This window comes from Glutamicibacter mishrai, from assembly GCF_012221945.1.
In the GTDB taxonomy this organism is placed as follows: domain Bacteria; phylum Actinomycetota; class Actinomycetes; order Actinomycetales; family Micrococcaceae; genus Glutamicibacter; species Glutamicibacter mishrai.
In genome coordinates this window covers 1,379,332-1,397,490 of the sequence record NZ_CP032549.1, presented here as the reverse complement: position 1 = coordinate 1,397,490, position 18,159 = coordinate 1,379,332, and the positions used below count along the sequence as shown (strand labels likewise).

The following is an 18,159-nucleotide window of genomic DNA, read 5'->3' as shown; positions in this document are numbered from 1 at the left end:
TCACGCCAGCTGAATAGCAATGCCAGCGGCTCCGTCCAACCTGCATTGGATGGAGCCGCTGGCTTATTGTCATGTTCTAGCTTCGAACCTACCCGAACCAGGGCTTCTCGGCCGCGGCGAGCGTCCCGTCGTTCTTGGCCATGTTCAGCCACTGGTTCACGTACTCCTGGAACTCGTCATCACCCAGCGGCAGCAGGTAGGCCTTCTGGGAGAAGTTGAACGGCTTGTCCGGGTGCACTGCGCACAGCTCGGGATGCTCATTGGCCACCCAGCGGGTTTCCGAGGCATCGGTGGTCATCACATCCGCCCGTCCGGCAATGATCTCATCGAAGATCTTGTTGTTGTCCTCGAAGCGGATGATTTCCCCGTCGGGATAGTTCGCGTCTGCGAATTTCTCGTTGGTGCCGCCGATCGGGGTGATGGAACGGACCCCGGGCTGGTTGATTTCCTTGATCGTGTCGTACTTCTCCACGTTCTCGCACAGGGTGATGGGTGTCTTGCCCTCGTCCAGTGTGGCTTCGCTGTAGTAGGCCTGCTGGGCACGTTCCATGGAAATGGAAACCCCGCCTACTGCCATGTCGCACTTGGAGAGGAAGTCCGGCATCAAGTCCTTCCATGTGGTCTGGATGAACTCGGGCTCTACGTCAAGGGACTCCGCCAGGTTCTTGGCCATGTCGATATCGATGCCGGACCATTCGCCGGAGTCAGGATCCAGATAGGTAAATGGGCGGTAGTCGCCGGTGGTGCACACCTTGAGTTTTCCTGCCTCGCTGACATTGGACAGGCGCGATCCAGCGTTCTCGGCGGTTGCCCCGCCGTCATCTGTCGTTTCAGACGGAGCAGAACACCCCGAGACAAACAGGACTGAGCCAAGGACAAATACGCAAGAGGTGCGGATGAATGACGGGATCTTCTTTGAACGGTCGGTCATAGCCATGAACCTATAAGTTCCCGCAGCCAGCGCACAAGAGCCGGAGCTTATTCTTACGCGCCCGGGTGGCCTCCAGCCGAAGAGGCCGCCGCTGTGATGTCCAGGGCGGCGATGAGGTCCTTGCTGTGCTGGTGTTCCGCATTGGCCAGGAAATCATTGAGCGGACGGTGCTCCACCAGCTCACCTTCATAGAACACCGCGACGTCATCACTGACGTAGCGGATCACGTCCATATCATGGGAAATGACGACAAGGCTCAACCCGATGGTGTCGCGCAATTCAAGCAGCAGATCAAGGATGTGGCGCTGGGCCACCGAGTCCAGCGCCGAGGTCGATTCATCGCAGATCAAGACCTGCGGATCGGTCAGCAGCGCCCGTGCGATGGCCAGGCGCTGCAGCTGCCCGCCGGAGCATTGGCCCGGACGGCGGTCCAGCAATTCCCCGGGCAGCCGGACCTGGGCCATGGCCCGCGCCATGCGTTCAGCAGCCTGGTCTTCTGGCAGCCGGTGCACCGCGGCGCTCATGGAGGTGCGCACATCCAGCCGGGGATCAAAGGAGGAGTAGGGCTCCTGGGCAATGATCTGCACTCGGGTTGGCACATCGCCGTGGTTGCTGATGATCTGCCCGGAAGTCGGCTGCTCCAACCCGGCCAGGAGCCTGGCGAAGGTGCTCTTGCCGGAGCCGGAACGGCCGACGACGCCCAGCACCTGGCTGGCATGCAGGGACAAGCTGGTGGGTTCCAGCGCCGCCGGGCCCTTGGCCCGCCGCGTGTAGTTCTTGCTTGCCCCCACTGCCTGAAGCAGGCATTCGGAAGTCTCCGGGCGTGGTGCGCGCATTGCCGGAAGGGCGGCTTCAACCAGTTCCCTCGTCTTGGCATGGCGGTCTCGGGAGAAGATCTGCGCGGTGGGGCACTGGTCCACAATCTGACCATCGCTGACCACCACGACCCGGTCCGCAATGTGCTGGATGCTGGCGATGTCATGGGTGATGAACAAGACACCCACGCCGCGTTCTTGCTGCTTGCGGCGCAGCAGCTGCAGGACTTCGGCCTTGAGGATCGAGTCCAGGGAGGAAGTCGGCTCATCGGCCAGGATGAATTCCGGGTCGGCGGCCAGGGCGATGGCCAGCATGGCGCGCTGGGCCATGCCGCCGGAGAGCTGGTCCGGCCGCTTGCCGGCGATCGGTTTGGCAGGGGAGAGCCCCACCTCTTCCAGCAGCGAGAGCACCTGGCCCTCGTGCTGGCGGGCCTTGCCCCAGCCGTGTGCGCCCAGGGCCTCGAGCAGATGCGCGCGGATGGTCATCCGTGGATTCATCACCCGCTTGGGCTGCTGGAAGAGCATGCTGACCCGCCGGCCGCGCACCTGGTCCATGGCCTTGTCATCCAGCTGGTCCAGCCGCTGGCCATCGAGCAGGATCTGCCCTTCGGCGCGCAGCTGTTCAGGCAGCAGGCCCATGATCGCCTTGGTCAGCAGGGTCTTGCCGGAGCCGGAGCGCCCGACCACCGCCACCAGTTCCCCGGAACGCAGCGCGCCACGGGCCTTGGAGAGCAGCAGCTTCTGCCTGGAAACGACGGACAGGTCGATGAATTCAAGTTCTTCAGCCATGGGATTCCGCCTTGGTTTCGGTGTCCAGCACATCCTCGCCGCCCAGCACATGGGTGATGCGGTTGCCCAGCAAGGTCACGCAGAAGCTGACCAGGAAAATGGCGGCGCCCGGAGCGATCAGGCCCCAGGGGGAGCGGATCGCGTGGGGCTGGGCGTCAGAGAGCATGGATCCCCAGTCGGACTGCGGCGGCTGGACACCGATGCCCAGGTAGGACAGGGATCCGAGCAGCACCAGCAGCAGGCCGAAGCGCAACGCGGCCTGGGCCAGCACCGGGCCGGCCACGAAGGGCAGGACATGGTGGCGCAGGATGAACCAGCGCGACGCCCCGACATGCTTGGAGGCCTCCACATGGTGGGTGGACAGTGCCTGGGCGGCCATGGAGCGCACCAGGCGGGCGGTGGGAGTCCAGGCGACGACGCCGACCGAAAGCACCATGGTGAGGAATCCGGGGCCCATGACCGCAATGATCAGCAACGCGATGACAATTTCCGGCAAGGCCAGCAGCAAGTCGTTGACGCGCAAGAAGATCTCGTCCAGCCATCCGCCGCGCAAAGCGCTGATCAGGCCCAGCACCGTGCCCACCAGCAGGGAGAACAGCGTGGTGATCAAGGCGACGGACAGCGAGAACTGGCCGCCGTGCAGCACCCTGCTGAGGGTATCGCGGCCCAGCGCATCGGTGCCCAAAAGGTGAGCGGGGTTTGGTCCCTGCAGACGGTCCGCGAGAGACTGCGCATCAGGATCATAGGGGGAGATCAAAGGCGCTGCAATGGTCACGATGACTATCGCCAGCAAGATGAACGCTGGAGCAGAAAGCAGGATCCTTGAAGTAGCGCTTCTAGCCATGACGGACTCCAATCCTCACGTTCGGATCACTGAGCTTGTGGACCAGGTCGATGATGCCGGTGACCAGCACGGCGCAGGTCACCACAACCACCACGCCGCCCTGGGCCACCGGGATATCGCCATTGATGATGGCATCGAAGATCAGCCGTCCCATGCCGGGGATGGCAAAGATGACCTCCACGATGACCGAGCCGCCCAGCAGCCCGGCAAACCAGACGCCCACCATGGTCCACAACGGCAGCAGCCCGTGCGGCACCACGTGGCGCATCAGCGCTTGGGTGCGGCCCAGGCCGCGGGCACGGGCCGCCAGCACATGCTCGGAATCCAGTGCCTGGCGCACGCCCGAGCGCACGGCGACGGTGAAAAAGCTGATGGGGCGCAAGGCCAGGATGAACACCGGGAGCACCAGGGAGGCCGGGGAATCATAGCCGGCAGAGGGCAGCAGGGAGAAGCGCACAGCGAAGAGCAGCACCAGCAGCGGGGCCAGGGCGTATTCGGGAATGGCGATGAATGCGTGGGTCATCGAGGTGATCAGCCTGTCCGGCCACTGGCCGGCGCGGGTGGCCGAAACGACACCCAGCACAATGGAAACGAGGATGGCCACCAGCAAAGTGCCGCCGGCCAGGGACAGGGTGACGCCAATGGCGGGAAGCACCTGATCTGCTACAGGGGTTCCGGAGATGTGGGACAGGCCCATATCTCCGGTGAAGAACCGTCCCAGCCACCGTCCGAACTGCACCAGCATCGGGTCATGCAGGCCGAACTGCTCGGCGTAGGCCTGCACGGTGGCCTCATCGGCCTCGCCGATGTCCATCCGCGCGCGCAGCAGGGCGCGGACCGGATCCCCGGGGGAGACAAAGGGGACGAGGAATACCGCGAAGGATGAAAGCAGAACTGCTGCGCCGAGTCCAACAACTCGGCGCAGCACGGTGGCTAGTGGGGACACGTTACTTGATCTTCGCCAGATCCTTGGTCAGCACGTAGCGGGTCAGCGGATCCTGGACGTAGCCCTGGACCTTGGAGCCAACTCCGTCGATGGCCTGCTCATTGACCAGCCAGACGTTCACGGCGTCCTCGGCGAGGATGTCGCCGGCCTGGCGGTAGAGGTCGTGGCGCTTGGCTTCGTCCTTTTCCACCAATGCTTGGTTGATCAGCTCGTCGTAGTCCTTGTTGCAGTAGTGGCTCAGGTTGTAGCCACCCTCGCAGCTGTAGTCAGCCTGCAGGAATCCGATAGGGTCAGCGATATCAATCATGCGGTTGCGCTGGCTGAGGATCATGTCGTACTTGCCGGCCAGTACGTCTGGTTCCACCGCACCGTAGGACTTGGTCACCACATTGGCCTTCAAACCAATCTGCTTGAACTGCTCCTGGATGATGGCACCTACACCAGCAAATTCAGCACGTTCGGTGATCGCAATGATCTCCAAAGGCTTCTCTTGCTTGTAGCCCGAAGCCTCAACCAACTTCTTGGCTTCCTCGATGTTCACCTGTGGGACACCCAGATCCGGGTTGGCCCATGGCTCACTCGGGGCAAAGGGACCGGTGGCAGGCTGCGCTGCACCTTCGTAGACGCTGGCGGCCATGGCCGGAAGGTCCAGCGCCATGGTGACAGCCTTGCGCAAATCTACGTTGTCGAAAGGAGCACGCGAGTTGTTCAGGTACAGGGTCGAGGTACGAGGCGAGTCGGCCTTGAGCACGCTGATCTGCTTATCGGCTTCCAAGGCGGCCAGGCTGGTGGCAGGGATGGACATGGAGATGTCCGCTTCGCCGGTCTGGACCTGGGTGGCTCGGGTGGCGCCTTCGGTGATGTAGCGGATTTCTCCGCCGGCCAGCTTCACATCGCCGTCCCAGTAGTTCTCGTTGCGGTCCAAGGTCAAGGACTGTCCGGCCTTCTCTGAAACCGGAGCGAAAGGCCCGGTGCAGTGATTCATCGGATCAATGCCCGTCTCCGTGTACGCGGCAGGCGAGAGCACCCCAGCATTCACGCTGGCCATGCGATACGGCAAGAGCGGATCAGCTGCCGGGGTGGTGACGCGTACGGTATCAGCGTCGAGGGCTTCAACCTTCTTGATGGTCTTGGGGTTCACCGCACGGGCCGGTGCGGTCGCCTTGAGCACATGGTTGAGTGAAGCGGTTACGGCCTTGGCATCCATGATGGTGCCATCTTGGAATTCCACGTTCTTGCGCAGCTCGAAGTCCCATTCGGTGTCCGAGGACTGCTTCCAGGAGGTAGCGAGCATCGGTTCCACGGTTTTGGTTCCCTGGTCGTATTTGGCCAGGGTTTCCAGGCAGCCGGCGATGGATAGCACGTAGGCGTCATCGCTTTCCAGGGCCCAATTGGAGATCGGGGCGCGGAAGTTCGCTACGACAACCCGGGCCTCCGGGTCCGCTGCTTTCTCCGGAGCGGAGCTGGCGGAGGTGGAGCTGCAGGCGGCCAGCGCGAGGGCAAGGGCCGCGAATCCTGCGGCAGCGCTCAATCGTCCAAGTTTCATGGAAATCCTTCGGCATTACGTGATGGATTGGCATCTAATGCAATAGTGCCTTGGTAAGCGTACCCTAATTAGCGGCCTTGTCTTGCTGATAATCACCCCGCTTGAAAACCGGAAGGAAAGCACCCGTGCAGCGTTCTGTAAGAGTTGAAGCTGAGTAGTGCAAAGTTGGGGTGCCGTATGGAAATTTTTCGCAGATTAAGCGTCATGTGTCGCAGTTCATGCACCCTGGGCAAGGACACCTGAGCGTCGCACGAGTGATGCGGCGAGCCAAGCAGCAAGGCCCAAGGGGAGCATGAGGAAAAGCCAAGGCAGGAAGCCGGTGATGAGATCCTGGCCGGCCTGCGCCAGCAGCCACCCGACCAGCATGTTCCCCACCAGCACAGCCAGGCCGCCGCAGCTGGCGAGCAGGCCGAAGTAGGATCCAGTGGCGCGGTGCCCGGCGAATTTTGGAACCAACGACAAGGCCGTGGGATGAACGCTCATATGCCCCAAAGCCAGCAGAGTGACCGCGCACAGAATGCGGATCGGACCAGTCTGCTCGCCGAAGGCAGAGGCCGGGAGGAACGCCAGCACGCCAAATCCCAAAACGCTCGAGAAGTACCCGCAACGCAGGGTCGCCGCCGCGCCGATCCGTGCAGCGATCCAGGCGACGGGCAATTGCAAGCCCAAGGTCAGTACAGAGATCCAAGCGAATACCAGTCCCAGCCACTGGGTGGGCATGCCAGCGCGTTGCAATTCCAGGGGAATGGCCAAATAGAGCTGGTTGTATGCCAGCAGGTCCGAGGCATGCAAGGCGCAGAACGCCACGAACTTCCGGTCCGCCAAGCAGCGGCGCAGGCTGCCGGGCTGGCGCTTCGGCTGTTCCGGGCTTTCCGAGCGATCGCGCGAATAACTGTCCGGGGCGGGACGGCGCAAGGCTGCAGCGAGGAACAATCCGATGGCGATGAAGAACAGCGCCCCGAAGCCTGCAACTGTTGCGAACCCCCAGCCCCACAGTGCAGCCCCGACCAGCGGTCCGGTCACGGCGCCGATCTCTCCGGTAATGCTCAGCCAGGCAAACAGGGAGGCCCGTTTGGCTCCTGTGGCCTGGCCCCTGTCGCGCGCGGTCTGGGCCGCGCCCACCAGGATGCTCAGGCCCGGGGAGAAGAGCGCTCCGCCGAATCCGGTGAGCAATGTGCCGAGGATAAATAGCCAGAGCTGCGGGTCGCCCACGGACAGCGAGGCCGCCAGTGTGGAGAACCCCGCGGCGCGTACCGCGCAACCAATGAGAATCATGCGCCGGGCGCCGAAGCGATCGGCCAGGCTGCCTCCGGCCAGGAAGAGCCCTTGCTGGGCGAAGGTCCGGACACCCAGGATCAGGCCCACCGCGGTACCTGCTAGCAGGAAGTCGTTGGCTAGCACTACAGCAAGGAAAGGAACCACAGCGTAGAAACCGATATTGAACAGCGTCTGTGTTCCCAGGAGCACCGGGACTTCGAAGCGGGGGGTGCTGGATTTCATGGACCTCGGGGAACGTGTTGGTTCGGCTAACCGCTAGCGGCGGCCTCGATATCGGCAGGGTGGACTCTCCGATCTTAGCCAACGCCGGTGCCCTGGGGCGGACCCTGCGCGGTGGCGCCGCGCTGTGCGATGCGGACGGGGCCGAGGAAGCTTGCTGCCCTGCACAGGACGTCATCCATGGTCTTCAGCTCGCACTCCCAGAGCGTCAGCGATTCCCAGCCAAGCGCGGCCAGGTTATCGAGGTTGCGCTGGTCCCGGGCGATATTGGCATCCAGCTTGGGATTCCAATATCCCGTATTGGATGCGGGGCGGCGCTGGCCCACCGGGCAGTCGTGGCCGTGCCAGAAGCAGCCGTTGACGAAGATCGCCTTGCGCCGGGCACTGAAGACGAGGTCCGGGGAACCGGGGAGCTTCCCGCCCCGCAGCGGGATCCCGGGATGCAAAGAGTGCAGCTGGGCAACTTGCTGTGCAGGCAGGATACCGTGCACGCGGTAACGGTACCCGGCGGCATGCAGCAATCGGCGCAAGGCCAGTTCCGGCCCGGTGTTCTTGCTGGAAATGCGCGACATGAGCCGCGAACGCTGCGCCGCCGACATGATGTCCATAGTCCATTGTGCGCCGCTAACCAGGCCGTGCGTTGCTGGCTGGGCATTGACTGGATGGCTTGCTGAGGCCATCGGGTGAAACCTCTTGCAACGGTTCTCAAATCCTGGCGGCCGCAGTAGCTTGGGTGCTGGAAGCACCGATCGGCATTGGGCCGGTCGGGAACAGGCAGGAAGATTCGAGGGGGAGCCATGCGAGCAGCACGGTACTACGACCAGAAGGACATCCGGATCGAAGACATCGATGAGCCGGTGCTGAAGCCCGGAACGGTGGCCATCGATGTTGCCTGGTGCGGCATCTGCGGCACCGATCTGCACGAGTACCTGGAGGGCCCGATCTTCATCCCGCCGGCCGGGCATCCGCACCCGATCTCGGGGGAGAGCGCGCCGGTGACCATGGGCCATGAGTTCTCCGGAACCATTACCGCCCTGGGCGAGGGCGTCACCGGCCTTGAAGTCGGCGAGAACGTCGTGGTGGAACCCTACATCATCCACGAGGATGTGGACACCGGCGAAGGCCAGCAGTACCAGCTTTCCCGGGACATGAACTTCATCGGCCTGGGCGGCCGCGGCGGCGGGCTATCGGAGAAAATCGTCGTGGAACGCCGCTGGGTGCATCCCATCGGCAAGATCCCACTGGATGAAGCCGCGCTGATCGAGCCGCTGTCCGTGGCCCACCACGCCTTCGTCCGCTCGGGCGCCCAAGCCGGGCAGGTGGCCATCGTGGGCGGGGCCGGCCCGATCGGCCTGCTGACCGCAGCGGTGCTCAAGGCGAAAGGCCTGGAAGTCTACATCTCGGAGCTCTCCGAGGCCCGCAAGGCCAAGGCACGGGAAACCGGGCTTGCCGACGAGGTTTTCGATCCCAGGGATGGGGACGTGGCCGAGAAGGTGCGCGAAGCTACCGGTGGCCGTGGTGCGGATGCCGGATTCGAGTGCTCCTCGGTCCCGGCGGTGCTGGACATGCTCCTGGACGCGGTGGCTCCCGGCGGGGTGATCGTCAACGTCTCGATCTGGGGGCATAAGCCTGAAGTGGACATGCCCAAGCTGGTGCTGAAGGAAATCGACCTGCGAGGCACCATTGGCTACGCCAATGACCATCCGGACACCATTGCATTGGTGCAAAGCGGCAAGCTGGATCTGGCGCCGTTCATCACCGGGCGCATCGGACTCGATGAGCTTATTTCCGAAGGCTTTGACCAGCTGATCAACAACAACGAGGAACACGTGAAGATCATCGTTGATCCGCGGGCCTAGCCAGCAATCCTCGGCTATGGGGGCCAGCCGGATAACTGGCACTGGCCCCCGGGCTGCGGCTAGTGGTGGTGTTCTGCCTGTTTCATCTTTTGAATGATTCCCGGGTCGATGTCTCCCGAATGATGAATGCCGTGTTCGGAATGAGGTACCGCCAGTTCTCCGGCGGACGAGGCTGCCAACCCCAAACTGGCAACCGCCGCAACCGCAACTGAACTGGCAAACATGCCTCCGAGGACAACTAGGCTGCTGGACCGCACTGCCCGGTGCGGAAGGTTCTTCCGCCGCTTGCGCTGCCACATGAAGACCGACAGCACCGACAGCTCGAGCAGCAGCAAGGAACCAATGGTGAGATCCAGATTCTTCGCTCCCTCCGGGAACCCCCAAAGGCCGGCAAGAATGCTGGCCAAATGCACGGAGGAGACGAGCACCAGGCAAGGGACGGCGAGATTCACGGCAGGGGCCGCTGCCTTCAACAGGCTGGCCACGGCGTAGACCAGCGCCATGCCTGCCCACACCGCGGATGCTATCGCGCCGAGCCACGCCCACCATGGTGCCGGGGCGGACCCGATCCCGAACGTCGATGCCAAGCTGGCGGAGGAAGCCGCGGCCAGCGCCGCGACTCCTAGACCAGCGATCCCGGCGTATAGGCCGCCGAAGGCAACGGAGCCCGCAGTTGCATCTCGCCCTTGCATGTCAGGTTCGGTGGCAGGGGCCGTCGCCTCGGGGGAATTCATGACCGTGCAGTATGGGCTGCTGGAGTCCGGTCCTGGGACAGGCCGACCGACAGCAGGACAAGTGCGCTGGCCAGATGCAGGACGTTATCTGCACCGTTCAGGGCAATAATGTTCAATGCTGTAGAAGCCAAGAAGAGCCCCAAAATGCCTACGAGGAGATAGACGGCTCCCACCGTGGTGTTGGCGAGCTTGGCAGCACGTACGGATCCGAGCCCTGCAATAAGCAGTGCTGCGCCGATAGCCAGGTGGATGACATTGTGCAGTGGGTTGACCTCGAAGATGATCAACTTCCCGCCCTCTGTGGCGAAGAAATCCACGCCGGCAGTGACAAGGAATCCGAGCAGGCCGACTAGGAGATACACGGCTCCGAAAATCGTTGCGAGCAAGCGGTTAGGCGAAGTGCGCATGGCAATCAGTCCTTCCTGGGACACGGATTCTGTTCCGCATCGAGTTCTGCGGGCTCCGGAAGGAACCCTGTAGAGGTTCTTCGGAGAAGGGCGGAAGGCGGATTGGTCTTGATTGGACTTATTTGCGGTTATCGGGCGCACCTAAGGAGGCTGGTATGCGTATAAGCTCCGGCACTCGGTGGAGAATGCTCTGGACCCTCCGGCAAGGAAGCTGATGCACTGAGACAGGGAGCCGAAGAGGCATCGGGCTGAAACAGCGTAGAGCATGTGAAGATCTTCGTGGATCCGCGGCTTCATTTTCCCGCTGCCCGATGCTTCGCGACTATGAGATGAGCTTCATCTGCTCATAGGCATCCAATGCAGCCCGCCGCGATTGCTTCAGATCCACAATGGGTTCGGTAGCCAGCGGGGCGTACTTTGCGATGTAGCTTCCCTGAGGGTCGAATTTCTTGGCCTGCAATTCCGGGTTGAAGACCCGGAAATATGGGGAAGCGTCGGCTCCGCTGCCGGCGACCCATTGCCAATTGGCAGTATTGCTGGCGAGATCCGCATCAACCAAGGTGTCCCAGAACCAGCGCTCGCCGGCTTTCCAATGCACTTGCAGGTTCTTGACCAGCAGGCTGGCTGCCACCATGCGCACCCGGTTGTGCATCCATCCGGTCTGCCAGAGCTGCTGCATGCCGGCGTCCACTAGACCGAAACCGGTGCGTCCTTGTTGCCAACAGCTCATATATTCCGCGGCCTGCGGGTCTGCCTCAGGCCAGGCCCAGTCGAAATGATCGAACTGCGCACGCAGATTCCGCTCCGGAAGCTGCGGGTGATGGTAGTGCAGGTGCCAGCAGAAATCCCGCCAGGCGAGCTGGCGGCGCATCGCGGTGGCACCGTCGGAAGCCTCGGGATTTACGGCGGCCAGACGGCCCAGCGCCTCCCACGTCTGGCTTGCGCTGACATGCCCCCAGCGCAAGGCGGGGGAGAGGGCAGACGTTCCGTCCAGATCGGGGCGGTCATGGTGCTCCGGGTAGTCTTCGGCGATCGATTCCAGCACCTGCTCCAGGCGCTGGCGCGCAGGCGCTTCTCCGGGTTCCCATTGCGCGGCGAGCCCGTCAATCCAGTCCAAAGCCGGCAATAATCCCAAGCTCTCCAACTCGTCGCTGGCGGGAAGATTAGTGTCCGGGAGGGGTTCTTGTGCGTGTGGCGCGGGCAACGGAGGCCGGATCTCGCTGTCGCGCAACGCGTTGTAGAAGGGCGTGAAGACCTTGTAGCCGGTGTTGTTCTTGGTCAGCAACTCCCAGGGCTCATGTAAGAGCGTTCCGCTGTAGCTGCGAGCGTGGACGCCTCGTGCGTGCAGGTCCTGCTTGATCTGCATGTCGACGGCACGTTCGGCGTGGCCGTAGCGGCGGTTCCAGTGCACGGTCTGCACGTTGCCTTCGTGCACGAGTTCGCTGATGATCCCGGCGGCCGGGCCTTGGCGCAGGATGAGCGGGATTTCCAGTTTTTCCAGAGATCGGCGAAGGTCCTCCAGCGCCTGATGCAGCCACCATTTGGCCGCGCCACCCAGCGGGCGGATGCCGGCAGATTCCTGGTCCAGGACATACACCGCGATCACCGGACCGGAGGAAAGAGCGGCATTCAACGCTGGGTGGTCGCTGGTGCGCAGATCATCGCGGAACCAAACCAGCTGGGTAGGCAAAGACGAATGAGTCATTTGGAATTCTCCATGGAACCATTCTAGTGTTTATTTAGCTTGGCTAGCTAAATTACGGTGAATGGCCCGTCTAGCTCGGCGGCTACCGGGCATAGCAAAAGGCTGGTGGTTCCAATCAGTGATTGCACGCACCAGCCTCTTGCCGCTACCCGGGGATCAGGAGCCGTTACCCATATCCTTGGCCGTGTCCTTTGCTTCGCTGTGCAGATGCTCGGCTTCGGAGTTGGCTTCGGATTTGACGGTCTGCACGGATTCCTGGGCGGAATCCCGCAGGTCCTCTGCGGCCTGCCGCGCAGGCTCCCGCAGGTCTTCGGCAATCTGTTTCGCCGCATCCTTGGCCTCTTCGGCCAGCGGTTCTGCCTTGTCCTTGACCCGCTGGACCAGCTCGGCTTCTTTCTGGGTCCCCGGAAGCAGCGATGAGGCCAGCAGTCCCGCCCCGAAGGCGATGATTCCGGCGGCCAGCGGATTGCCCTTGGTCTGCTCCACCACCCTGTGCGGTGCCTCCCTGACGGCTTCCGCGGCGTCTTCACTGTAGTGGTGAAGCTGGTCACTCGTTGATTCACCGGTTCCCATGACGGAGTCCTTCACCTTCCTGAATGAGTCCTTAACCTTTTCGGATTGTCGGTGGGCAATGTGGCTGGGACTGACCCTGTCGGCAATCGCATCCACATCCTGTTGCATGTCGCCTCGTGTCTGGGCGATTTCCGCGCGGAGTTCTTCTGAATTCTTGCTCATGGTGCATCATCCTTCGGAGTAAAAGCTGATGGAATCCTCTTGACTGTCTCGGCCGTATTAGGCAGTCCCTTGATCTCTTGCATCTTCTTCTTGGCTGCGCTTGCCAAGACCAGACCGATCACCGCCCAGAGGGCGGCGATCACCAAGGCCGAGAAGCCGTAGCCAATCCAGAGCGCCAATCCGAAGAAAGCCGCAACGGAAAGGAACAGCAAGACGAAATGGCCGGCAACACCGGCACCGGCATACATTCCCGCGCCCTTGCCGGCGGAGCTGGCCGACTCCTTCAACTCCGTCTTTGCCAGCTCGATCTCTTGGCGAACCAGCAGCGATACATTCTGGGTCAGGTCATTGAACAGGGCGCCGAGGGAACTGCGTTCATGTTCTGCGGAATCGGGATCTGGCGTCGTGTGAGTCATCGAATGCTCCTAGCGGTAGTCGGTGCTGCGCGGATCCCCAGGAGGGTAGGAGCGCAGCGGGTCAACGTCCACCGAATCGGCATGCAGCGGGTTGCCTGCCGAATCCACGCGGGTAGTTCCCTGGAAGGACGGGTTAACCCGCACCGGACCTGGCCCGTCACCGGACGCGGCGTTCGGTGCGCTGGTGGTGCCGGGGCGCGGTTCCTGATCGCGGTGCCCTGTGCCTTCCTTCGGCTCGCTGGCATTCCGGGTCATGCGTCCTGCCAGCAGGCCGACGCCCAGCGCCAGCCCCAAGAAGGCGGCGGGGCGTTTGCGTGCAAAGCCCTTGACCTCATCCAGCAAGTCGTGCGGCTCGCGCTGTTCGAGCCAATCGGCGGCCTGGCCGCTGTGATGCGAAGCCTGATCCACCAGCATGGACGCGGTTCCGCTCGCGCTGGACTGGTCCAGCATGGCGCGGAACTCATCGCTGATGTCGCGCAGGTTGGCCGCGACCTTCCGCTGCTGCGCGGAGGTCTGCTCCTTCAGGTCGGAGCCGAGTTCATCCCACAGGTGGGTGGCCTGGTCCTTGGCCTGCTCAGCGAGCATCGAGGCTTCCTGCTTGGCGCTGTCAAGCACGTGGGTGGCGGATTCCTGGCCCTCGCGCGCCAGATCCTGGGCTGCCTGCGCTTTGCCCGACGTACTGCCGTTTCCTGGGGACTGCAGGTCACCGGAATCATGCGCGTCGGCCGGCACTGGTTCGACAGTGCCCGACGGGAACAGGTCGGTTTGCGGCTCGGTCAACGGATCCGGATCGTTCAAGCCGTGGCGGACGGTTCCGGGTTGCGGGGTGCTGCGCGGGTCATCGGGGAATGGATTCGAACGGGGGTGATCGTTGGTGCTCATGTCTTCCCTTCCTCTGCTGCTGTCGTCAGCTGCGGGTGGCGCGGCGGGTGGCCGCGCATCCGGCTCCGCAGTCCGTGCGGAGCGCTGCTGGTTGCATACGACGCTAGGCAAGAGCGCGCCGCAGGTCACGGATCGCGGCCAATCCGCAGGAAGCATTCAGGTTCGATGGCGAGAGCTCGGAGCTTCCAGGAAAGCAGGAGGCAAGCGAGTAGGATCGAGCCGGATCCCGAGCGTCCAGCGCATCACCCGGCGCAGCTGCGAGGAGTCCAGCAGCACTGCAATCCCTGCTGCGGCCCAGTCTGCGACTTTGGAGGAACAGCGGCAGTTTCCGCGGCGAACACGCCAATAGCCGAAGAGTCCGGGGCATTGGCGACGGGAGCTGGAAGACTGGGCGCTAAGTGTCCAAATAGCGAATCGTCGAAGGAGCACCATGTCCACTTATGCTGTTACCAACCCTGCCACCGGCGTCGTCGAGGCAACCTACCCGACCGCCACCGATGAGCAGATCCAGGAAGCCATGGCCAAGGCGCATAACGCCTACACCCAGTGGTCGGTCTCCGCGCTGGAGGAGCGCGTCGCCCTGCTCGAACGCGTGGCCGACATCTACGAGGCACGTGCCGAGGAGCTGGCAGCGATCATCACCCGCGAAATGGGCAAGCCCATCAAGCAGGCGCTGGGTGAAATTGGCATTGTGGCGGCAATCTACCGCTACTACGCCAAGAACGGCCCGAAGTACCTGGAGGATGAGGAGCTGGAAATCGCCTCCGGCGGCACGGCGCTGGTGCGCAAGGAAGCAGTGGGCGCGCTGCTGGGCATCATGCCGTGGAACTTCCCGTACTACCAGGTGGCCCGCTTTGCCGGACCGAACCTGATGAACGGCAACACTATCCTGCTCAAGCACGCTCCGCAGTGCCCGGAGTCGGCGCTTGTAATGGAAGAGATCTTCCGCGAAGCCGGTGCGCCCCAGGGCGCGTACGTGAACATCTTTGCCACCAATGAGCAGGTCGCGGACATGATCGCGGACCGCCGGGTGCAGGGCGTCTCGCTGACCGGTTCGGAGCGTGCCGGCGCTGCCGTGGCGGAAGTTGCCGGACGCAACCTGAAGAAGGTCGTGCTGGAACTCGGCGGCTCGGATCCATTCATGGTGTTCGAGGATGCAGACGTGGCCCGCACCGCCAAGCTGGGCATGCGTGCTCGATTCGGCAACACCGGGCAGGCCTGCAATGCCGCCAAGCGCTTCATCGTCGACTCCTCGGTCTACGAGGATTTCTCCAAGGCACTGGTGGAGCAGGTCTCCGGGATCACTGTGGGTGACCCGTCCCAGCCAGAGAACTTCCTCGGCCCGCTGTCTTCCGCCGCTGCCCGCGAAGGACTGGCCGCCCAGGTGCAGGATGCCATCGACAAGGGTGCCCAGGTGCTGGCCGGCGGCAAGCCGATCCAGGGCGATGGCGCATTCTACGAACCGACCGTGCTGGCCGGGGTGACTCCCGAGATGCGCGCGTTCTCCGAAGAGCTCTTCGGTCCGGTCGCCGTGCTCTACAAGGTGGACGGCGAAGAGGAAGCCGTGGCCCTGGCCAACAGCACCGACTACGGGCTGGGAGCTTCTATCCACACGCAGGACATGGAACGCGCGCAGCGCGTGTCACTGCAGCTGCAAAGCGGCATGGTGGCCATCAATGAGCCATCCGCTTCCTACCCTGAGCTGCCTTTCGGGGGAGTGAAGCGCTCGGGCATCGGGCGTGAGCTGGGCAAGTACGGCATGGATGAATTCATCAACCACAAGCTGGTGAAGATCGCCGGCCGCTAGCCGTCCGCAAAACGACAACGGTCCTGCCTTCCGTAAATCGGAGGGCAGGACCGTTCTCGTTTTGGCGCCTTAGGCTGCAATCGGTGCGTAGCGGTATGGCGCAAGCCGGCCATTCCCGGCTGAAGTACGTCGCGCAGTTCGGAATTTATCTGCGCAGCATTGTCATTTGCACCTGTTCTTTCGGTGTGAAGTCCGGAAGGGCGTTTGCAACAGCAGTGTGCGCCCAGTACCGGACTCGGAACTCCAGCATGCCGTGTTCCTCGGCTAGCTCGAAAAGAGAGCAGATCGGGTGGTGCGCCGGAGTTTCTTCAACTATTTCGAGAGCATCATTTGGTGGCGAGACGTGAATGAAACGAAGCCGCTCACCCTGGTTGTCGAGTATTGCCACAAGAACAGGGCAATTGTGAACGGAAACGAGACCCATGACATCGTCAACCGGCTCGTTGACTTGTCCAATGATCACCGGCATTCCCCGGATCCATCCATGCTCGCTCAGATGGGAGCGTCCCTCTCGGGATCCCAGAAGTTCCGCGACACGTTCAGCAGTTTTCGACCTGACCATACGTCCTGACATTGGTACTACCTCCACTTTGTTCGTAACTTTCGAGTTGTCCCCATAAGTCACGCCACTTCGCAAATTGCGGGTTGGCTTGCTGGCAGGGCATAGTTTCGCCGTCAATGAGAAGCGGAGTGTGCTTCAAGCGTAAGGTGTTTGGCTTGGGCGTGGGCGGGAATCAACCCGCACCCAGCCTATTGCCAGCTCGAGTTTCCCTACTAGTCAGTAGCTGGTTCGCAGGTTCCGCAATATCATCCGAACTTCGCCGGATTCATGCGGGCGAGGACACTGCAGCGCATCAATTCCACATCCGGACCTGTTTCAGCCTTCGTGTTCGATTCATGTCGGATTGATGGGAGGTCCATGGGAATCCCTGCCTCAACCGGGTGCATCCAAGCCATGCGAACTAGTGTTTCAAAAGCCGCACGCGCAATAGCGCAAACAACTTATGCGGGTGGTCCTGCGGCGACCTGGAAATTCAACGCTGGCCAATTGCTAGCTTGGCGCCCAAGCAAACCCATTCCGGGAGGCATGAGATGAGTACCTTTGGCATTGAAGAAGAATTCTTCATGTTTGACGCAGAAACAGGATTGCCTGCCAGCGTGGATCAGGAGCCGTTCCGGCAGGCACTGGATTCGCAACGCGACGGGGAAGTGCAAAATGAGTTTCTAGCTTGCCAAGTTGAACACGCGAGTTCCATCTGCGAAGACCGGGACCAGGCGTTGCACGAGTTGGGAAGCTTTCGCAGGGCCCTGGCAAGCAAAGCGGCCTCTAGCGGTCTGCTGGTCGCGGGCATAGGTTCGGCGCCCATGATTCCCCAGCAGCCTCCGGCATTTACCGATAACGCAAGGTATCAGGAAATCGGCAAATTCATTTCAGGAATAGCTGCCGAGCACTACATGTGCGGTTTGCACGTCCATGTCTCGGTCCCTGATCCGGAAGCCGGCGTTCGTGCACTGAATTTCTTGCGCGGCTGGCTGCCCCTTCTTTGCGCATTAGGCGCGAATTCACCATATTGGCGAGGCGTCGACAGCAGCTTCTCATCGTGGAGAACCATTCATTACCGGAAGTGGTCTGTCCAGGGAGTCCCGCCGTACTTTGCAGATTCCCGGGACTATGAGTCGCGTCTTGCGCGCATCAACGGCACCGCTGCTGTACCCGACCCCGGGCATATCGGATGGTCCGCACGGATGTCGGAAAAGTATCCCACAGTCGAAATTCGTGTCGCCGATTCGCAGCTCAGAGCGCAAGATTCGGTTTTGCTTGCCGTGCTGCTGCGGGGGCTTGTCGAAACTGCCGTGGCCGGTGAATTCGAAGCTGTCGAGTATCTTCCCGAAGTCCTGGATCTGTCATTGTGGCAAGCGGCCAAGAATGGAATCACCGGAGAGCAAGTGGATACGGAAACCGGCGCACCGATTGCGGTGAAAGAGCTGGCTCGCAGGCTGCTACGTATTGCCGAGGACGCACTGCGAGCTCATGGGGACTACGACTTCGCCGTGATTTCCCTGAGGAATATGCTGGAGACGGGCAATGGCGCGGTCCGGCAGCGAGCTGCATTCGACCGTGGTGCTTTCATGCATCTTTTGGCCAACGCCCATGCCGAAATGCAGATATAGCTTGACGGTCCCAGCGCGGGCTGCAGAGCACAACCGTGGCCAGACGAAGCTGGCCCCGGCTGAAGCATCACTAC

General features: G+C 62.2%; 17 protein-coding genes. 3 read left to right on the top strand and 14 right to left on the bottom strand.

Annotation, left to right across the window (positions count from 1 at the left end; genetic code table 11):
• Nucleotides 1-88 precede the first annotated feature (88 nt).
• The 7 genes from D3791_RS06640 to D3791_RS06610 all read right to left on the bottom strand — a co-directional run bounded on the left by D3791_RS06640 (nucleotide 89) and on the right by D3791_RS06610 (nucleotide 8,048).
• Nucleotides 89-931, bottom strand: coding sequence for a transporter substrate-binding domain-containing protein (locus D3791_RS06640; RefSeq protein ID WP_172511679.1), 843 nt, complete (start codon nucleotides 929-931; stop codon nucleotides 89-91).
• Between the two features lie 53 nt (nucleotides 932-984).
• Nucleotides 985-2,535 (bottom strand): ABC transporter ATP-binding protein, encoded by a 1,551-nt coding sequence (locus D3791_RS06635; RefSeq protein ID WP_172511678.1) that lies wholly within the window; start codon nucleotides 2,533-2,535, stop codon nucleotides 985-987.
• Nucleotides 2,528-3,379 carry an ABC transporter permease gene (locus D3791_RS06630; RefSeq protein ID WP_246242400.1) on the bottom strand — a complete coding sequence of 284 codons (852 nt, stop codon included), beginning with the start codon at nucleotides 3,377-3,379 and terminating at the stop codon, nucleotides 2,528-2,530. Before D3791_RS06630 ends, D3791_RS06635 begins: the two co-directional genes overlap by 8 nt.
• Entirely contained in the window at nucleotides 3,372-4,325 is a 954-nt protein-coding gene (locus tag D3791_RS06625; RefSeq protein ID WP_172511676.1) for an ABC transporter permease, read from the bottom strand. The genes D3791_RS06630 and D3791_RS06625 overlap by 8 nt, the downstream gene beginning before the upstream one ends.
• A 1-nt stretch (nucleotide 4,326) precedes the next feature.
• Nucleotides 4,327-5,871, bottom strand: a complete 1,545-nt coding sequence (locus D3791_RS06620; RefSeq protein WP_172511675.1) for an ABC transporter substrate-binding protein — start codon at nucleotides 5,869-5,871, stop codon at nucleotides 4,327-4,329.
• 216 nt (nucleotides 5,872-6,087) lie between these two features.
• On the bottom strand, nucleotides 6,088-7,371 hold the full coding sequence (locus D3791_RS06615) for an MFS transporter (RefSeq protein ID WP_172511674.1): 1,284 nt from the start codon (nucleotides 7,369-7,371) through the stop codon (nucleotides 6,088-6,090).
• 74 nt (nucleotides 7,372-7,445) lie between these two features.
• Nucleotides 7,446-8,048, bottom strand: coding sequence for a very short patch repair endonuclease (locus D3791_RS06610; protein WP_343034528.1), 603 nt, complete (start codon nucleotides 8,046-8,048; stop codon nucleotides 7,446-7,448).
• 117 nt (nucleotides 8,049-8,165) lie between these two features.
• Between D3791_RS06610 and D3791_RS06605 the strand changes: the two genes are divergently transcribed.
• Nucleotides 8,166-9,227: a 2,3-butanediol dehydrogenase gene (locus tag D3791_RS06605; protein ID WP_172511673.1), complete on the top strand. Its 1,062-nt coding sequence runs from the start codon at nucleotides 8,166-8,168 to the stop codon at nucleotides 9,225-9,227.
• A gap of 59 nt (nucleotides 9,228-9,286) precedes the next feature.
• Here the strand turns inward: D3791_RS06605 and D3791_RS06600 are convergent, their stop codons facing one another.
• The 6 genes from D3791_RS06600 to D3791_RS06575 all read right to left on the bottom strand — a co-directional run bounded on the left by D3791_RS06600 (nucleotide 9,287) and on the right by D3791_RS06575 (nucleotide 14,106).
• Nucleotides 9,287-9,961 carry a hypothetical protein gene (locus D3791_RS06600; protein ID WP_172511672.1) on the bottom strand — a complete coding sequence of 225 codons (675 nt, stop codon included), beginning with the start codon at nucleotides 9,959-9,961 and terminating at the stop codon, nucleotides 9,287-9,289.
• Complete coding sequence (locus D3791_RS06595) at nucleotides 9,958-10,368, bottom strand: DUF4383 domain-containing protein (protein ID WP_038993038.1); 411 nt, start codon at nucleotides 10,366-10,368, stop codon at nucleotides 9,958-9,960. The genes D3791_RS06600 and D3791_RS06595 overlap by 4 nt, the downstream gene beginning before the upstream one ends.
• 322 nt (nucleotides 10,369-10,690) lie before the next feature.
• Nucleotides 10,691-12,073, bottom strand: coding sequence for a cryptochrome/photolyase family protein (locus D3791_RS06590; RefSeq protein ID WP_172511671.1), 1,383 nt, complete (start codon nucleotides 12,071-12,073; stop codon nucleotides 10,691-10,693).
• Between the two features lie 156 nt (nucleotides 12,074-12,229).
• On the bottom strand, nucleotides 12,230-12,808 hold the full coding sequence (locus D3791_RS06585; RefSeq protein ID WP_172511670.1) for a DUF3618 domain-containing protein: 579 nt from the start codon (nucleotides 12,806-12,808) through the stop codon (nucleotides 12,230-12,232).
• Nucleotides 12,805-13,224, bottom strand: coding sequence for a phage holin family protein (locus D3791_RS06580; RefSeq protein ID WP_172511669.1), 420 nt, complete (start codon nucleotides 13,222-13,224; stop codon nucleotides 12,805-12,807). Before D3791_RS06580 ends, D3791_RS06585 begins: the two co-directional genes overlap by 4 nt.
• A gap of 9 nt (nucleotides 13,225-13,233) precedes the next feature.
• Complete coding sequence (locus tag D3791_RS06575; protein WP_172511668.1) at nucleotides 13,234-14,106, bottom strand: hypothetical protein; 873 nt, start codon at nucleotides 14,104-14,106, stop codon at nucleotides 13,234-13,236.
• 430 nt (nucleotides 14,107-14,536) lie between these two features.
• Here D3791_RS06575 and D3791_RS06570 point away from each other — a divergent pair, with 430 nt between their 5' ends.
• Entirely contained in the window at nucleotides 14,537-15,913 is a 1,377-nt protein-coding gene (locus tag D3791_RS06570) for an NAD-dependent succinate-semialdehyde dehydrogenase (protein WP_172511667.1), read from the top strand.
• Nucleotides 15,914-16,058: 145 nt separating this feature from the next.
• On the opposite strand, the gene D3791_RS06565 is transcribed toward D3791_RS06570, so the two are convergent.
• Nucleotides 16,059-16,382 (bottom strand): hypothetical protein, encoded by a 324-nt coding sequence (locus D3791_RS06565; RefSeq protein ID WP_028268635.1) that lies wholly within the window; start codon nucleotides 16,380-16,382, stop codon nucleotides 16,059-16,061.
• A 623-nt stretch (nucleotides 16,383-17,005) separates the two neighbouring features.
• Between D3791_RS06565 and D3791_RS06560 the strand changes: the two genes are divergently transcribed.
• Nucleotides 17,006-18,085 (top strand): carboxylate-amine ligase, encoded by a 1,080-nt coding sequence (locus tag D3791_RS06560; protein ID WP_172511666.1) that lies wholly within the window; start codon nucleotides 17,006-17,008, stop codon nucleotides 18,083-18,085.
• The last annotated feature ends 74 nt before the right edge of the window (nucleotides 18,086-18,159 follow it).

Excerpts from the sequence above, each read along its gene's own strand:
- D3791_RS06605 (WP_172511673.1), top strand. The coding sequence starts at position 8,166 with ATGCGAGCAGCACGGTACTACGACCAGAAGGACATCCGGATCGAAGAC.
- D3791_RS06610 (WP_343034528.1), bottom strand. The coding sequence starts at position 8,048 with ATGGCCTCAGCAAGCCATCCAGTCAATGCCCAGCCAGCAACGCACGGC.
- D3791_RS06585 (WP_172511670.1), bottom strand. The coding sequence starts at position 12,808 with ATGAGCAAGAATTCAGAAGAACTCCGCGCGGAAATCGCCCAGACACGA.
- D3791_RS06565 (WP_028268635.1), bottom strand. The coding sequence starts at position 16,382 with ATGCCGGTGATCATTGGACAAGTCAACGAGCCGGTTGACGATGTCATG.
- D3791_RS06640 (WP_172511679.1), bottom strand. The coding sequence starts at position 931 with ATGACCGACCGTTCAAAGAAGATCCCGTCATTCATCCGCACCTCTTGC.
- D3791_RS06590 (WP_172511671.1), bottom strand. The coding sequence starts at position 12,073 with ATGACTCATTCGTCTTTGCCTACCCAGCTGGTTTGGTTCCGCGATGAT.
- D3791_RS06635 (WP_172511678.1), bottom strand. The coding sequence starts at position 2,535 with ATGGCTGAAGAACTTGAATTCATCGACCTGTCCGTCGTTTCCAGGCAG.
- D3791_RS06600 (WP_172511672.1), bottom strand. The coding sequence starts at position 9,961 with ATGAATTCCCCCGAGGCGACGGCCCCTGCCACCGAACCTGACATGCAA.
- D3791_RS06630 (WP_246242400.1), bottom strand. The coding sequence starts at position 3,379 with ATGGCTAGAAGCGCTACTTCAAGGATCCTGCTTTCTGCTCCAGCGTTC.
- D3791_RS06595 (WP_038993038.1), bottom strand. The coding sequence starts at position 10,368 with ATGCGCACTTCGCCTAACCGCTTGCTCGCAACGATTTTCGGAGCCGTG.
- D3791_RS06620 (WP_172511675.1), bottom strand. The coding sequence starts at position 5,871 with ATGAAACTTGGACGATTGAGCGCTGCCGCAGGATTCGCGGCCCTTGCC.
- D3791_RS06615 (WP_172511674.1), bottom strand. The coding sequence starts at position 7,371 with ATGAAATCCAGCACCCCCCGCTTCGAAGTCCCGGTGCTCCTGGGAACA.
- D3791_RS06580 (WP_172511669.1), bottom strand. The coding sequence starts at position 13,224 with ATGACTCACACGACGCCAGATCCCGATTCCGCAGAACATGAACGCAGT.
- D3791_RS06575 (WP_172511668.1), bottom strand. The coding sequence starts at position 14,106 with ATGAGCACCAACGATCACCCCCGTTCGAATCCATTCCCCGATGACCCG.
- D3791_RS06560 (WP_172511666.1), top strand. The coding sequence starts at position 17,006 with ATGAGTACCTTTGGCATTGAAGAAGAATTCTTCATGTTTGACGCAGAA.
- D3791_RS06570 (WP_172511667.1), top strand. The coding sequence starts at position 14,537 with ATGTCCACTTATGCTGTTACCAACCCTGCCACCGGCGTCGTCGAGGCA.